Origin of the sequence: Rathayibacter sp. AY1E2 (assembly GCF_002932325.1) — a bacterium.
In the GTDB taxonomy this organism is placed as follows: domain Bacteria; phylum Actinomycetota; class Actinomycetes; order Actinomycetales; family Microbacteriaceae; genus Rathayibacter.
This window is the reverse complement of the sequence record NZ_PSVO01000004.1, coordinates 87,282-101,356: the sequence shown is the minus strand read 5'-3', so window position 1 is coordinate 101,356 and position 14,075 is coordinate 87,282. Positions and strand designations below refer to the sequence as shown.

The following is a 14,075-nucleotide window of genomic DNA, read 5'->3' as shown; positions in this document are numbered from 1 at the left end:
ACTTACTTGTCGCGGCAAGTAGTGGGTAGGGTGGGGGGATGAGTGCGCCCGAGACACGCTGGCTGACGCCCGATCAGCTCGACGCCTGGCTGCGCTTCATCGCGGTCGTGGAACTGCTGCCGGGCGCCCTCGACACGCAGCTGCAGCGCGACGCGGGACTCACGCACTTCGAGTACCTGACCCTGGCGATGCTGTCCGAGGCGCCCGACCGCGCCCTCCGGATGACCACGCTCGCCGCCCGCACCAACGCGACCCTGCCCCGGCTCTCGCACGTGGTGACCCGCCTCGTCGCCCGCGGCTACCTCGAGCGCCGCCCCTGCGCCTCCGACGGCCGCGCCACGAACGCGGTGCTCACCGACGCCGGCCTCCAGAAGATCGTCGACACGGCGCCCGGTCACGTCGCGACCGTGCTGGCCGACGTCATCGATCCGCTCGACGCCGAGCAGATCCCGCAGCTGGCCGACATCATGTCGCGCATGCTCGCCCGGCTCGACCCCGAGGGCAGGATGACGGTCGACGCCGTGCGCTCCTCGCTCGGAGACCCCGACACCCGCTCCTGCTGAGCGCACCGACCCCTCACTTCCGGGGCGGACCGGCCTCGGCCGCGGCCGGATCCGTGCACAGGGACTCCCGGACGTGCCCGTCAGGGTCCTCGAGGCCGCGCCCGCATGGAGCCGAGGTCCTGCACCGCGACCGGCTCGGCGCCGCCGGAGGCCGGCCCGTTCCCGAGCACCTCGCCGATCTCCTCCCGGCTGCCGACGCTCACCGCGAAGAGGCCCTGCACCCGGGAGCGCGCGTCGATGATCTCCTTCGACCTGGAGGTCGAGAAGGAGGGGTGCGGGAGGAGCATCGCGGACACGTGCTCGGAGGCGACGGAGCTGGCGGCATCGTTGCTGAACAGCGGGCTCAGGGCTGAACAGAGGATCCAGGGTCCGGCCGAGCGCCGGGGCGAACGCCCTCGAGCGCTCCGGATCCGTGAACGGGAGGTCGACGAGGATCGAGTCGACGGCCCTCCGCGTCAGTACAGCGATCGGCCGCGCGACACGCGGGAGTCCGTGCCATCATCGCCTCGTGCAGTTCACCACGACGCTCTTCCAGATCGGCAACAACACCGGCATCGAGGTGCCGCCCGAGGTCCTCGAGGCACTCGGCGGCGGCAAGCGTCCCGCCGTCGCGGTGACGGTGAACGGCTACCGCTTCACCAGCACGGTCGGAGCGATGGGCGGACGCGCGCTCATCCCGTTCTCGGCCGACAAGCGCCGCGAGACGCAGCTCGCCGGCGGTGACGCGATCGACGTCGTGATCGAGCTCGACACCGCGCCGCGCGAGGTCGTCGTGCCGGAGGACCTGGCGTCCGCGCTGGCCTCGGCGGGCGCTGCGGAGCGCTTCGCCGCGCTCTCGCCCAGCGCGCGGAAGGCCCACGTCACGTCGGTCGAGGGCGCGAAGGCCGCCGAGACGAGGGCGCGCCGCGTCGCCTCGATCGTCGCGGCGCTCGCCGGCTGACGGGCGCGCCACGGTCCGGGACGCCACCTCGACGCCGGATAGGCTGCCTCCGGCGCCCCACGGCGGAGCGCTCTGGAAGCGGAGTCGGGGGACTTGATGGGTGCGGTTCGGCGTTGGGTGTTCCCGATCGTGTGGATGGTCATCATCGGAGCGGCGAGCATCGCCCTGGTGAAGATCGCGTTCTTCCCGGACGGCGCGGCCGAGGCCGATCCGACGCAGCCGACCGGTGAGATCACCGAGCCGACCGTCACGGTCGCCCGCGGCACGGTCACCAACGACCTCACCCTCCAGGGCACCGTCGCCGCCGACCCCGCCGTGCCGCTCAAGGCGACGGCGGCCGGAACGGTCGACGACGTCTACGTGCAGCAGGGCGCGGCCGTCGCGTCGGGCGATCTCATCTACGACATCCGCGTCGAGACTCCGCGCGACCCGGTCGAGACGACCGGCCCGGACGGCGCCGTCACCCTCACCCAGCAGGAGCCCTCCGTGCGCTTCGAGCGGGTCTACGCCGCGACCGGCGGCACCCTCAGCGCGCTCGGCGTCATCCACGACCAGGCCGTCACGGTCGGCGAGGTGACCGGACAGGTCGCGCCGCCGAGCTACGCCGTCACCGGCACGATCGACGCGCAGCAGCTCTACCGCATCCAGAACCGGCCGACGGAGGCGCAGGTCGCGATCACCGGCGGGCCCGCCGGCTTCACCTGCACCGACCTCACCATCAGCACCCCTCTCGCCGGAGCCGGCGAGGGCGGCACGACCGGCGGAGCGACGGACGGCGGCGGCGGTGGAACCTCCACCGGCGGCTCCGGCACGAGCTTCACCTGCCAGGTGCCGACGGAGGTCACCGTGTTCCCCGGGCTCGCCGCCTCGGTGACGCTCGCGGGAGGCAAGGCGGAGGACGTCCTCGTCGTGCCGACCACCGCGGTCGAGGGCACCGCCCAGTCCGGAGTCGTGTTCCGCCGGGCGGACGACGGCAGCACCGAGGAGGTCCCGGTGACGCTGGGACTCACCGACGGCAGCTCCGTCGAGATCACCGGCGGAGTGGAGGAGGGCGCCGAGCTCCTGCAGTTCGTGCCGGGCGCGGAGGAGGCTGCTCCCGACGTCCAGCTGGGCGGCGACTGCATCGCGCAGCCCGACGGCTCGGTCTTCTGCTCGTGACGATCCTCCGGCTCGAGGGGATCCGCAAGGTCGTCCCGCTGCCCGATGCGCCGCCGCTGACGATCCTCGACGGCGTCGATCTCGAGGTGGGCGAGGGCGACCACGTCTCGGTCGTGGGGCGCAGCGGCTCCGGCAAGTCGACGCTGCTCAACATCCTCGGACTCATCGACGAGCCGACCGAGGGGCGGATGCTGCTCGAGGGTGCTCCCACCGAGACCCTGTCCTCGCGGGCCCGCGCGCGCATCCGCGGCGGCAGCATCGGCTTCATCTTCCAGCAGTTCAACCTGCTGGAGGGGCGGACCGCCCGCGAGAACGTGATGACGCCGCTGCTCTACGCGACCGGATCGGAGTTCTGGCGCCGCCGCGACCTCGCGGCCGAGATGCTGGAGCGGGTCGGCCTCGGGCACCGCGTGGACTCGATGCCCGGGCGCATGTCGGGCGGCGAGCAGCAGCGGATCGCGATCGCCCGCGCCCTGGTGCGCCGACCGCGGCTGATCCTCGCCGACGAGCCGACGGGCGCCCTCGACACCGACACCGGCGAGAGCGTGATGGGCCTGCTCGACGAGATCGCCCGCGAGTCCGGCTCCGCGCTGGTCACCATCACCCACGACCCGGCCATCGCGGCGCGGGCCGAGCGCCACTACCGGCTCGACCACGGCCGCCTGGGCTCGACCGCGGATGCGGGCCCCGTCGCCGAGGCGGTGGTCCTCTGATGCGCGCGCTCGTCGGGATCGCCGGCGCGATCGTCGAGGCGTGGACCGAGCTGCGGATCCACCGCGGCCGCGTGCTGCTCTCGCTGATCGGAGTCGCGGTGGCCGTCGCCGCCCTGACCGCGGTCGTCGCCGCCGGTGGCATCGCCCGCCAGGCCAGCATCGAGCAGGCCGAGCGCTCCAGCGGGCGCCCGGCGAGCCTCTTCCTCTCCGCCTACCCCTCCGGTACCGGCACCTCCGAGGTGGATGCCGACGCACTCCAGGCCGCGTGGACCGGTGCGCTCGAGCGCTACTCCATCACCTACGCGAGCCGCTCGACCTACGGCAGCGCGCGCGTCCAGTTCGCCGACGGCGCCGTCGACGTCGCGGTGCAGGCGGTCGACCAGCCCTTCGCCGAGATGCACCGGCTGAAGATCGTGGACGGCTCCTGGTTCACCGCCCGCGACTCCCAGCACCTCGCTCCCGCACTCGTCGTCAACGAGCGCTTCTGGGAGCGGATCGGGAGCCCGGATCTGCGCACCCACCCGGTGGTCACCCTGCTCGGCTCCGAGCGCGACGTCACGGGCGTGGTGGTCGGCGTGACTCCCTCCTCGCAGTTCGAGACGGATCCGTCGATGATGATGCTCGCGGACGCCTACCCGGCGGTCGCCCGCGACGCCGACCCGCAGTACGGCGGGCAGGGCGTGCCGAACTACGAGATGTGGGTGCCGCTCGACCTGGCCGAGCCCCTCGCCGCGGCGGTGGAGCGCGACGTGGCCGGCGCCCTGGGATCCGACTTCGAGGTGTCGGTCGACCGGCAGGACTACCTGGTCTACGACTCCGACCCCTTCGGCGTGCTGACCTGGGTGATCGGCGGCGTGGCGGGCCTGGTGCTGGCGCTCGGCGCGCTCGGACTGCTCAACATCGCCCTGGTCACCGTCCGGCAGCGGATCCGCGAGATCGGCATCCGACGCAGCTTCGGCGCCTCCTCCGGCCGCATCTTCTTCTCGATCATGATGGAGAGCGTCGTGGCGACCGTCGTCGCGGGAGTGGTCGGCGTGACGGTCGCGGTCATCCTCGTCACCAACCCGTGGACGGTGGCCTTCGTGCAGGACAACGGGATCGCCGACATCCCGCCTTTCCCGGCCGAGGCGGCGCTGCTCGGGCTCGGGGCGGCGACCCTCGTCGGCGCGCTCGCGGGCCTGGTGCCGGCGATCGTCGCCGTGCGGGTGAAGGTGATCGACGCGATCCGCTACTGAGGCCCGCCGAGGGTGACGACGAGCTCGTCGCCCTCGAGCGCGGCGCGCGCGTCGGAGTAGTGCGCGATCCGGGGCAGCCCCCGGGTGCTCGCACTCTCGTGGCTCCCGACGACGATCACGCGCATGCCGGCGTCCAGACCCGCCCGGATGCCGGCCTCGGCGTCCTCGAACACCAGCGCGTCCTCGGGGGAGACGCCGAGCAGGGCCGCGGCGGCGAGGTAGCCGTCGGGAGCAGGCTTGCCGTTCGCGACGTCGTGGGCGGTGACGACGGTGTCGGGGGAGGGGACGCCCGCCGCGGCCAGACGGGCGGCCGCCAGTGCCGGGCTCGCGGACGTGACCAGGGCGACGCGCTCGCGGGGGAGTGAGGCGAGGAACGCCGTCGCGCCGGGGATCTCGACGGTGCCCTCGGTGTGCCCGAGCTCGTACGCGTCGAGCTCCGCGACGATCGCGTCGACGTCGCTGCCGGCCGGAGCGAAACGGCGGACGCTGTCGGCGGCGCGGACACCGTGAACGGCGCCGAGCACCGCGTCGTGGTCGAGAGCGAAGCGCTCGGCGAAGGCGCCCCAGATGGTCTCGACGACGGCCGTCGAGTCGACGAGCGTCCCGTCCATGTCGAAGAGGGCGGCGCGGGCTCGGAGGAGGTGGGGCATGCGTCCATCCTGGCGGTCGGCGGCCTCCGGCGTCTGCCGGAGCGGACAGCGCTCGGACAGCGCGCGATCAGCCCGCCCTCAGGCCATGCATCGTGTCGCGGCGCTACGGTGGTGCGAGATCGCGGGCAGACGCCCGGAGGGGAGTGGAGGACGCCATGACGGACGACAACGGAACCGGCACGGACCAGGGCGCGAGCACGGGCGGCGAGGCCTCCGGACCCCGCGCCGGATGGTACCCGGACCCGGCGGGCTCGTCCCGTCAGCGCTGGTGGGACGGGACCGGCTGGACGGAGTCGCTCCGCGACGCGCCGGCGGCCACTCCCACCGCCCCGGCCGAGAGCGGGTCGGCGCAGGCCGTCGCGACTCCCGTTCCGCCGACCGCACCGACTCCGCCCGCGCCGCCCGCCGAGCGTCCCGCCTACGGGGAGACGTCGAGCGGAGCGGCGACGAGCTACGGACAGTCGGCCTCGGGTCGGTATCCGCAGCAGCCGTCGTCCGCCGACCCGCAGCAGAGCTACGGGCAGGGCTACGGGCAGCAGGGCTACGGCCAGCAGGGCGCCGGCCAGCAGCAGCCGCAGCAGCCGCAGCAGGGCTACGGCCAGCAGGCTCCCCAGCAGTACGGCCAGCAGCCGCAGCAGCCCTACGGCCAGCAGCAGCCGCAGTACCCGGCCTACTCCGCGGCTCCCGGAGCACCCGTGCAGCAGCGTGACACGAGCATCGTCACGTCCACCCCGTGGATCTGGGTGGTGGTCCTCCTGCCGCTGCTCTCGGCGCTGTCGATCTTCCTCCTCCCGCCGAGCGCGATCGTCGACTCGTCGATGGCCTCGACCTACGGGCCGAGCTCCTCGATGGGGATGTCGACCGCCTACCTCGTCGGCCTCGGCGTGCTCCAGGTCGTCGGCTTCCTGATCTACGCGGCGGAGGTCGTCTTCGCCTTCCTCGACTGGCGCCAGCTGAAGCGAGCCGGCCTGCAGCGTCCGTTCCACTGGGCGTGGGCCTTCCTCGCCGCTCCCTACGTCTACGTGATCGGCCGCAGCGTGGTCGTGAAGCGCGTGACCGGCGGCGGCCTCCTCCCGCTCTGGGTCTTCCTCGGCGTCGTGGTCGTGTCGTTCCTCATCGCGATCGGCTGGACGGTGTCGCTGTTCTCCCTGATGACGCAGGCCTTCGCTCCCGCGGGCTTCTGAACCCGTGCGCGCCGCCGATCTCGTCCTGACCGGCGGCGCCGTCTTCACCGCCGACGCCGTGCGCTCCCGAGCGCACGGCGTCGCTGTCGTCGGAGGGCGGATCGTCGCGGTCGGTGCCGACGCCTCCGACCTGATCGGGCCGCGCACCGAGGTGGTCGACCTCGAGGGCCGGATGCTCGTCCCCGGCTTCCAGGACGCCCACGTGCACCCGGTCTGGGGCGGTGCCGCGCTGCTGCGCTGCTGGCTCGGAGCGGGAGGGTCGCCCGCCGAGCACCTGGCGACGGTCGCCGAGTACGCGGCTCGGGAGAGCGGAGCGGAGTGGATCCTCGGCGGCGGCTGGAACCTGCCCGACTTCCCCGGAGGCACTCCGACCGCCCGCGAGCTCGACACGGTCGTCCCTGACCGGCCCGCCTTCCTCACCAACGCCGACGGGCACGGTGCCTGGGTCAACTCCGCCGCACTGCGCCTCGCGGGGATCGACCGCACGACGCCGGACCCCGCCGACGGCCGCATCGAGCGCCTGGCCGACGGCACCCCCTCCGGCACCCTGCACGAGGGGGCGATGGACGCGGTCCGCCGCCACCTCCCGCCCGCGAGCGCGGACGAGCTCCACCGCGCGCTGCTCCTCGGGCAGGAGACCCTGCACTCGTTCGGAGTGACGGCGTGGCAGGACGCGATCATCGGCTCCTACGGCGATGTGGGCGACCCCGGTCCGGTGTACCGCCGCGCGGCGCTGAGCGGCGAGCTGACCGGGCGCGTCCGCGGTGCGCTGTGGTGGGACCGAGGCCGCGGCGTCGAGCAGATCCCGGAGCTCGTCGAGCGGCGCGCGGCGCTCGCCGCTGACCGCTTCGCTCCGACGACCGTCAAGATCATGCAGGACGGGGTCGCCGAGAACTTCACGGCGGCGATGCTCGAGCCCTACCTCGACGGGCACGGCGGCCACGGTCACGGCGACGGCCTCTCGATGGTCGACCCGCGCCTCCTGAACGAGGCCGTGCCGCTCCTGGACGCGGCCGGGTTCCAGGTGCACTTCCACGCGATCGGCGATCGCGCCGTGCGCGAGTGCCTGGACGCCGTCGAGCGGGCGATCGAGGCGAACGGGCGCCGCGGCAACCGCCACCACCTCGCCCACCTGCAGGTCGTGCATCCGGACGACCTGCCGCGCTTCCGTGCGCTCGACGTCGCGGCCAACCTGCAGATGCTGTGGGCCTCGCTGGAGCCGCAGATGGTGGAGCTGACGCTGCCGTTCCTCGGTGAGCGGCGCGGCTCGTGGCAGTACCCCTTCGGCGACCTGCTCCGCTCGGGCGCGGTGCTCGCCGCGGGGAGCGACTGGCCGGTGTCGACGCCCGACCCGCTCGCCGCGATCCACGTCGCGGTGAACCGGCTCTCGGCGCCGTCCGAGCGCGAGCCGGGGTGGAACGAGGAGGTGTTCCTCCCGGAGCAGCGCCTCGACCTCGCCACCGCCCTCTCCGCCTCCACGGCCGGCTCGGCGTGGGTGAACGGCCTGGAGGGCGAGTCGGGCTCGATCGCCGTGGGACTCGCGGCGGACTTCGCCCTGCTGGACCGGGACCCCTTCGCCGGCGACCCCCGGGCGATCGGGGACACCCGGGTGCTGGGCACCTGGATCGGCGGCGAGCGCGTCCACACCGCAGCGGACGCGCCCGCCTGATCCGGGTCGTTCAGGAGGCGGCGCTCAGCAGGTGATCGCTCCGCCGATGATCCCCGCGAGCAGCCCGCCGGTCGCGGAGGCGATCGCGCCGGGACCGGAGATCGCGCCGATCACCCCGCCGGTCGCGGCACCGCTGACGCCGCTCCCGGCGACGCAGTGGCCCCACTCGGGCGAGCTCCAGTCGCTGTTCAGGTGCAGGCCGCCCACCGCGGAGCGGGACGCCGAGTCCGGGGCGAAGTGGAAGGTGAGCGTGTCGGAGTCGTCGATCGACCAGTGGCCCGACACGGTGCGGCCGCGTCCGACGTCGATCCTCTCCGGGAGTGCGTCGGACGTCTCGGCGCCGTCCGTGAAGCCGACCCCGCCGCCCGCCAGCTCGACGATCCGCGTGCCGTCGGTGACGTCGAAGGTCACCGTCGACGCCGATCCGCCCCGTGCCTCGAGGTGCACCCGGCTGCTCGTCTCCTGCCTCGCCGGCTCGGCGTGCGCGGCCTGCGCTGTGAACATCGGCACCGCCAGCAGAGCGGCCGCCGCCGCGACCAGTGCCGTGCTCGTCCTCTGTCGTTCCATCGTCGTTCCCTCCATCGGATTCCGATCCAGGAGGGAGGGCTCAGCGCCGCCGGTCGACGAGGGCGAGGACGACGGACGCCACCGCTGCCGCGACGGCGGCGGTGACCACGACGTCCCACGGATTCTCGGCGCCCACCGCGGTCGCGACGAGGTGCCCGGCCAGGACGCCGACGAACAGAGCCGGCAGCATCAGCCAGATGCGCCGTCTCCGTCGTGCCGCCGTACCGGCCTGTTCGCAGTCGCTCATGCTCGCCCTCCTGGATTCACCATACAGGTATGGAGTACCGGGCGGTCGCGACGCGCGTCGAGGAGGTGGCGCGATCCGTCAGGCCTCGCTGCGCTGGATGAGGCGGGAGAGGACGATCGCGGAGCGCGTGTGGTCGACGTTGGGCGCGATGCGGACCTTCTCGAGGGCGAGCTCGAGGCTGGGGATGTCGCGCGAGCGGATGTGGACGATCGCGTCGGCGGAGCCGGTGACCGTGCCCGCGTCGACGACCTCGGGGACCGCGGAGAGGATGCGGCGGAGCTCGTCCGGAGCGACGGTGCCGCGGCAGAAGAGCTCGACGTAGGCCTCGGTGGCCATGCCGTCGACCGCGGGGTCGACCTTGATCGTGAAGCCGCGGATCACGCCGTCGGCCACGAGGCGGTCGACGCGGCGCTTCACCGCGGAGGCGGAGAGCCCGACCACGCCGCCGATGTCGCCGTAGCCCGCGCGGGAGTTCTGGCGCAGCAGATCGAGGATCTTCCGATCGATGTTGTCCATGCTCCGAGGATAGGCGCGGCCGGAGCGGCGCCTGGACGGCAGCAGAGTGCCACTGGAGATTCGTGACGCCCGGCTATATAGTTGCTCTCGGTCAATAGTTGATTGCAGTCAACTAGAACCGCCGCCGTGCTGAAGAGGAGCCCATGTCACACCCCGAACACCGCGCCGCATCGCGCGGAACCACCGCGCCGCACGCCCCCGCCGGGCCGGACGGCGCCATGTCGCACCGCCAGGTGCTCGAATCGCTCAGCGGCCTGCTGCTGGGCATGTTCGTCTCGATCCTCGCGGGCACGGTCGTGTCGACCTCGCTGCCCCGGATCATCTCCGACCTCAAGGGCGACCAGAACGCCTACACCTGGGTCGTCACCGCGACCCTGCTCGCGACCACGGTCTCCACTCCGCTCTGGGGCAAGTTCGCCGACCTGTTCAACCGCAAGCTGCTGATCCAGCTCGCCCTCGGCCTGTTCGTCATCGGCTCCGCTCTGGCCGGCTTCTCGCAGGACACGAACATGCTGATCGTCTTCCGCGTGTTCCAGGGCCTGGGCGCCGGCGGACTCGCCGCGCTGAGCCAGATCATCATGGCCGACATCATCAGCCCCCGTGAGCGCGGCAAGTACGCCGGCCTCTTCGGCGGCGTGATGGCGATCGGCACCGTCGGCGGCCCGCTCCTGGGCGGCGTCGTGACCGACGCGTTCGGCTGGCGCTGGAACTTCTTCATCGCGATGCCCGTCGCGATCGTCGCGATCGTCCTCCTCCAGATGACCCTCCGCCTCCCCGCGCACCCGAAGCGCAAGGTGCGGATCGACTACCTCGGCGCCGTGCTCATCGCGGGCGGCGTCTCGCTCCTGCTGATCTGGGTCTCCCTCGCTGGCAAGAACTTCGACTGGGCCTCGTGGGAGACCGCGGTCATGGTCGGCGGCGCCGTCGTGCTGCTGGTCGCCGCCGTGATCACCGAGCTCACCGTGGCCGAGCCGATCATCCCGATGGGGATGTTCAAGAACCGCACCTTCAGCCTCGCCGTCGTGGCGAGCATCTCGGTCGGCGTCTCGATGTTCGGCGTCGCCGTCTTCCTCGCGCAGTACATGCAGCTGGCCCGCGGAGCCACGCCGACCCAGTCGGGCCTGCTCACCATCCCGATGATGGCCGGCCTGCTGATCGCCTCGACGATCTTCGGCGGGATCATCTCGCGCACCGGCAAGTGGAAGGCGATCATGATCAGCGGCGGCGTGCTCGCCGTGATCGGCACCTCCCTCCTCAGCACCCTCCGCTACGACACGGACCTGGTCCTCGTCGGGATCTACATGGCCGTCCTCGGTGCCGGCCTGGGCATGCTGATGCAGAACCTCGTCCTGGTGGTGCAGAACTCGATCGAGGTGAAGAACCTCGGCGTCGCGACCAGCGCGGTCACGTTCTTCCGCAGCCTCGGCGGCACCGTCGGAGTCTCGGTCCTGGGCTCGATGCTCGGCACCGTGATCGCCGACCGCATCAAGACCGGCATCGCGGGTCTCGCTCCCGCCGACCAGGCTCTCGCCGCGCAGGCGCTGGGCAGCGGCACGATCCCGCAGCCGGCGACCCTGCCCGACGCCGTGCGCGTCGTGGTCGAGAGCGCCTACGGGATCGGCGTGGGCGACGTGTTCCTCTACAGCATCCCGCTCGCCGTGGTCACGCTGATCGCCGTCGTCCTCCTGCCCAACGTGAGCCTCGGCTCGAAGAACGCGGTGCAGCTCAAGGCGGAGCCGACCACTCCGCTGCAGGCCGCGGAGGACGCCCTCATCGCCGCCTCGGACGGCCAGGCGGCGCTCCGCCCCGTCGGCCAGGCCCGGCGGACGGACGACGCGACGCACGCCCGGGAGGGTCGCGAGGCCACTCCCGCCGGACACGGTCGCCACGCCGACGAGGAGCGGCAGGAGGAGCCGGTCGGGCATGCCCGCCACGCCGCTCCCACCGGCTCCGTCGACGTGATCGAGCGCTCCTGATGCCCGCCGCCGCGCCCTCGGCCGAGGCGCTGCACGAGGTCGAGGAGCAGATCACCGTGCTCGCCGTCCAGGTGCGCCTCGCCGTCCGGGACGCGGCGGCGTCGATCGACCCGGCGCTGCCGCCCTTCGGACTGCGGCTGCTGCGGATCCTCGAGCGCTGCGGTCCGGTCCACTCCGGCGCCGCGGCGGAGCGGCTCGGGGTCGACCGCAGCGCGATCAGCCGCCAGGCCCGCCAGCTCGCCGAGCTGGGCCTGGTCGAGATGACCTCCGATCCCGCCGACGGCCGAGCGCGGTTCCTCTCGCTCAGCGCGGCCGGATGCGAGCGGATGCGCGACCTCGGCGGCCGTCAGCGGCAGCGGATGCAGGAGGCGCTGAGCGCCTGGCCCGAGGAGGACCTGCGCGCGTTCGCGGGATACCTGGAGCGGCTGACCGCGGCGGAGTGAGTCGATTGATCTGAACGAGTGGCGCGGACCGACGGGGTCCGCGCCACTTCTGCGTGCGGGCCGCCGGACGCGGCGCGGGCGCGCTGACCGCGTGCCGTCTCGCGCCACCCGGTGCCGACGCCATCGTGGTCGTTCTACATTTCCTGAGAAGTTCTCACTCAGGAGGCGATGACCCTGTTCTCTTTCGACCATGCAGCAGCGGCGGAGCTGGTCCGCGCCTCGGACGAGGCGGCGGAGGCGCTCGCCTCCCAGGAGCTGCTGAGGTCCGTCGCTGCCGAGTACGCGCTTGGCGAGTTCCGCGGCGCGTACGCCGAGCTGTTCCGCCGGGTCCGCCTCTGCGACAGGGAGAACCGCGGTCGGCTGAGCGCCGAGCTGCGCGAGCTCGCCGACACGGTGCGGCTCGTGGTGCGGAAGGCCGAGGAGGAGCGTCGGCGCCGGGAGGAGTATGCGGCCTGGGAGCGGCGGGCGGACGAGCGCGAGCAGCAGCGCCGCCTCGATCCGGTCGCGGCCCTCGCGGCGGGCGTCGATAAGGTCGTCGACCGGCCGCCGTCCGATCGGCCGGTCGTGCCTCCGCCGATCCGTGCGCAGTTCTCCCCCCGGTCGGTGCCCCGCACGTCCCCGGGCGGCCCCGCCGCGGGAGGCACGACCTCCGCCGACCCCGAGCGCCTCGACGTCTTCGTCTCGCAGACCCGGCAGGCGGACGAGGCGATGCGCTCCCGGCTCCAGGATCTGATGGCCGCCTGGGGAGCCTTCGGCAACCGCTGCTCGTGGGCGCCGGTCGAGTCCTTCTCGGTGCTCCGGGGCTTCCGCGAGCTGCTGTCGATCGGTGCGGCCGACGCGACCTGGGTCGAGCAGATCTCCCTGGCCTTCACCGCCGCGGGGGGAGCGGCGCTCTCCGTTCCGGTCCTCGACGCCGTCGGCACCCTGGCGCGGCCCCGGGGCGGCCGGAGCCTGCTCGACTCCCTCGCGGCGCTCTCGTCCGACGATCTCGCGACACTCCTGGCGGCGTCGCCCGACCTCGCGGCGCGCCTCGGGCGACTGGCTCCGACCCTCGTGAACGACTGGTGGCGGAGCCTCGACTCCACGGACGGCGCGCGCTTCTCGCCGCAGCAGGAGGCGCTGGTCGCCGGTCTGCCCGGGGTGATCGGGAATCTGGAGGGTGTTCCCTACCGCGCCCGGGTGAGGGCGAACGAGAGGGCGCTGAGGGCGCGGATCGCGGCGCTGAGGAGCGAGGCGGCGGGCCTGCGCGGGAAGGCGGGCGACGGGGAGCGACTCGCGGCGGTGGAGTCGCAGCTGGTGGCGCTGAGGGACGTGCGGGCATCGCTCCGGCGCGGTCTCGGTCAGGATCCGCGCTTCCTCGTCTCCCTGACCGCCGACGAGCCTCCGCTCGCCGCCGTCTCGATCGGCGATCCCGACACCGCCACGAACGTCACCTACGCCGTCCCCGGGATGGGACAGACGACGGAGAGCATGACCCGATGGACGAAGGCGTCGCAGAATCTGCAGTCGCTCCTCCCGCCCGGCAGCGCCGTCGTCTCCTGGATCGGCTACGAGACCCCGCCGATGGCGCGGCTCGGCGGGAACGGCATGGACGTCCTCACCTCGAACCAGGCGGTCGCCGGCGGCGCCGCACTCGCCTCGGCTGTCCAGGGGCTCTCCGCGGTCCGGGGCGACGACCTGCCGAAGCCGAACGTCGTCGCCCACTCCTACGGCAGCACCGTCATGGCCGTCGCCGCCTCGCGCTCGGACGTCGAGCTCGGGGTCGTCGTGACGCTGGGCTCGGCCGGCCTCCCGGACAGCGTCGACGAGGCGAGCGACCTGCACGCGGAATCCGTCTTCGCGGGGCAGGCGCGGGACAAGTACCTCGGCGAGACCGAGAGCGGCGACGAGGCCGCGTGGATGGGCCGCGCCTTCAGCTGGAACCACCACACGGATCCCGCTGACGAGGACTTCGGCGCGCGCGTCTTCGGTGTGGAGACCGGAGGCGACGCCGGGAGGATCGTGACGGATCACGCTGCGCTGAAGAGCGACGACGGCGATCTCGCGGGGTATCTCGACACGAACACCGAGTCCCTGCAGAACGCGGCGTGGGCCGTCTCCCGGCGACTCGACCTGCTGACCGAGAACCGGCCGCTCGGACCGACCGCCTTCCAGAAGGCGGTCGTGGGAGCCTCCCATGGCGGGTAGAGGCTCTCCTCAGTGGACGGGCGTCGC

Annotated in this window: 15 protein-coding genes; 10 read left to right on the top strand and 5 right to left on the bottom strand. The window is 73.0% G+C overall.

What is annotated here, in order from left to right; all coding sequences use genetic code 11:
- The first annotated feature begins 38 nt into the window (after window positions 1-38).
- Window positions 39-563: a MarR family winged helix-turn-helix transcriptional regulator gene (locus tag C5C49_RS05215; protein WP_104233099.1), complete on the top strand. Its 525-nt coding sequence runs from the start codon at window positions 39-41 to the stop codon at window positions 561-563.
- 80 nt (window positions 564-643) lie between these two features.
- Here C5C49_RS05215 and C5C49_RS05210 read toward each other — a convergent pair whose 3' ends face one another.
- Window positions 644-859 (bottom strand): hypothetical protein, encoded by a 216-nt coding sequence (locus C5C49_RS05210; protein WP_104283155.1) that lies wholly within the window; start codon window positions 857-859, stop codon window positions 644-646.
- 212 nt (window positions 860-1,071) lie between these two features.
- On the opposite strand from C5C49_RS05210, the gene C5C49_RS05205 reads away from it, so the two are divergent.
- The 4 genes from C5C49_RS05205 (at window position 1,072) to C5C49_RS05190 (ending at window position 4,609) form a co-directional block, all read left to right on the top strand.
- Window positions 1,072-1,503 (top strand): YdeI/OmpD-associated family protein, encoded by a 432-nt coding sequence (locus C5C49_RS05205; RefSeq protein WP_104328834.1) that lies wholly within the window; start codon window positions 1,072-1,074, stop codon window positions 1,501-1,503.
- Between the two features lie 135 nt (window positions 1,504-1,638).
- Window positions 1,639-2,661: an efflux RND transporter periplasmic adaptor subunit gene (locus C5C49_RS05200; protein WP_104246912.1), complete on the top strand. Its 1,023-nt coding sequence runs from the start codon at window positions 1,639-1,641 to the stop codon at window positions 2,659-2,661.
- On the top strand, window positions 2,658-3,374 hold the full coding sequence (locus tag C5C49_RS05195; RefSeq protein ID WP_104283158.1) for an ABC transporter ATP-binding protein: 717 nt from the start codon (window positions 2,658-2,660) through the stop codon (window positions 3,372-3,374). Before C5C49_RS05200 ends, C5C49_RS05195 begins: the two co-directional genes overlap by 4 nt.
- Window positions 3,374-4,609, top strand: a complete 1,236-nt coding sequence (locus C5C49_RS05190; protein WP_104345610.1) for an ABC transporter permease — start codon at window positions 3,374-3,376, stop codon at window positions 4,607-4,609. Before C5C49_RS05195 ends, C5C49_RS05190 begins: the two co-directional genes overlap by 1 nt.
- On the opposite strand, the gene C5C49_RS05185 is transcribed toward C5C49_RS05190, so the two are convergent.
- Window positions 4,603-5,259, bottom strand: coding sequence for an HAD-IA family hydrolase (locus C5C49_RS05185; RefSeq protein WP_104345609.1), 657 nt, complete (start codon window positions 5,257-5,259; stop codon window positions 4,603-4,605). The two genes, C5C49_RS05190 and C5C49_RS05185, sit on opposite strands and share 7 nt — an antisense overlap.
- Window positions 5,260-5,414: 155 nt before the next feature.
- Here C5C49_RS05185 and C5C49_RS17290 point away from each other — a divergent pair, with 155 nt between their 5' ends.
- Both C5C49_RS17290 and C5C49_RS05170 read left to right on the top strand, forming a co-directional pair.
- A complete protein-coding gene (locus C5C49_RS17290; protein WP_258068388.1) occupies window positions 5,415-6,443 on the top strand; it encodes a DUF2510 domain-containing protein in 1,029 nt (342 codons plus the stop codon).
- A gap of 4 nt (window positions 6,444-6,447) precedes the next feature.
- Window positions 6,448-8,112 (top strand): amidohydrolase, encoded by a 1,665-nt coding sequence (locus C5C49_RS05170; RefSeq protein WP_104345608.1) that lies wholly within the window; start codon window positions 6,448-6,450, stop codon window positions 8,110-8,112.
- A 24-nt stretch (window positions 8,113-8,136) separates the two neighbouring features.
- On the opposite strand, the gene C5C49_RS05165 is transcribed toward C5C49_RS05170, so the two are convergent.
- The 3 genes from C5C49_RS05165 to C5C49_RS05160 form a co-directional block, all read right to left on the bottom strand.
- Complete coding sequence (locus tag C5C49_RS05165; protein WP_146084854.1) at window positions 8,137-8,679, bottom strand: hypothetical protein; 543 nt, start codon at window positions 8,677-8,679, stop codon at window positions 8,137-8,139.
- A 40-nt stretch (window positions 8,680-8,719) separates the two neighbouring features.
- Window positions 8,720-8,926, bottom strand: a complete 207-nt coding sequence (locus tag C5C49_RS16720; protein ID WP_146084853.1) for a hypothetical protein — start codon at window positions 8,924-8,926, stop codon at window positions 8,720-8,722.
- A gap of 78 nt (window positions 8,927-9,004) precedes the next feature.
- A complete protein-coding gene (locus tag C5C49_RS05160; protein WP_104222855.1) occupies window positions 9,005-9,442 on the bottom strand; it encodes an Lrp/AsnC family transcriptional regulator in 438 nt (145 codons plus the stop codon).
- 218 nt (window positions 9,443-9,660) lie between these two features.
- On the opposite strand from C5C49_RS05160, the gene C5C49_RS05155 reads away from it, so the two are divergent.
- From C5C49_RS05155 to C5C49_RS05145, 3 genes are all read left to right on the top strand, one after another.
- The gene (locus C5C49_RS05155) at window positions 9,661-11,418 is read left to right on the top strand and encodes an MDR family MFS transporter (protein ID WP_104345606.1); all 1,758 of its coding nucleotides are present in this window, start codon (window positions 9,661-9,663) and stop codon (window positions 11,416-11,418) included.
- Entirely contained in the window at window positions 11,418-11,861 is a 444-nt protein-coding gene (locus tag C5C49_RS05150; protein WP_104222853.1) for a MarR family winged helix-turn-helix transcriptional regulator, read from the top strand. Before C5C49_RS05155 ends, C5C49_RS05150 begins: the two co-directional genes overlap by 1 nt.
- A 168-nt stretch (window positions 11,862-12,029) precedes the next feature.
- Entirely contained in the window at window positions 12,030-14,048 is a 2,019-nt protein-coding gene (locus C5C49_RS05145) for an alpha/beta hydrolase (RefSeq protein ID WP_104345605.1), read from the top strand.
- Window positions 14,049-14,075: the final 27 nt, after the last annotated feature.

What these genes read in the sequence shown, in the direction of transcription:
- C5C49_RS05215 (WP_104233099.1), top strand. Translation starts at nt 39, where the DNA reads ATGAGTGCGCCCGAGACACGCTGGCTGACGCCCGATCAGCTCGACGCC.
- C5C49_RS05200 (WP_104246912.1), top strand. Translation starts at nt 1,639, where the DNA reads ATGGTCATCATCGGAGCGGCGAGCATCGCCCTGGTGAAGATCGCGTTC.
- C5C49_RS05190 (WP_104345610.1), top strand. Translation starts at nt 3,374, where the DNA reads ATGCGCGCGCTCGTCGGGATCGCCGGCGCGATCGTCGAGGCGTGGACC.
- C5C49_RS05185 (WP_104345609.1), bottom strand. Translation starts at nt 5,259, where the DNA reads ATGCCCCACCTCCTCCGAGCCCGCGCCGCCCTCTTCGACATGGACGGG.
- C5C49_RS17290 (WP_258068388.1), top strand. Translation starts at nt 5,415, where the DNA reads ATGACGGACGACAACGGAACCGGCACGGACCAGGGCGCGAGCACGGGC.
- C5C49_RS05165 (WP_146084854.1), bottom strand. Translation starts at nt 8,679, where the DNA reads ATGGAACGACAGAGGACGAGCACGGCACTGGTCGCGGCGGCGGCCGCT.
- C5C49_RS16720 (WP_146084853.1), bottom strand. Translation starts at nt 8,926, where the DNA reads ATGAGCGACTGCGAACAGGCCGGTACGGCGGCACGACGGAGACGGCGC.
- C5C49_RS05160 (WP_104222855.1), bottom strand. Translation starts at nt 9,442, where the DNA reads ATGGACAACATCGATCGGAAGATCCTCGATCTGCTGCGCCAGAACTCC.
- C5C49_RS05155 (WP_104345606.1), top strand. Translation starts at nt 9,661, where the DNA reads ATGTCGCACCGCCAGGTGCTCGAATCGCTCAGCGGCCTGCTGCTGGGC.
- C5C49_RS05150 (WP_104222853.1), top strand. Translation starts at nt 11,418, where the DNA reads ATGCCCGCCGCCGCGCCCTCGGCCGAGGCGCTGCACGAGGTCGAGGAG.
- C5C49_RS05145 (WP_104345605.1), top strand. Translation starts at nt 12,030, where the DNA reads ATGACCCTGTTCTCTTTCGACCATGCAGCAGCGGCGGAGCTGGTCCGC.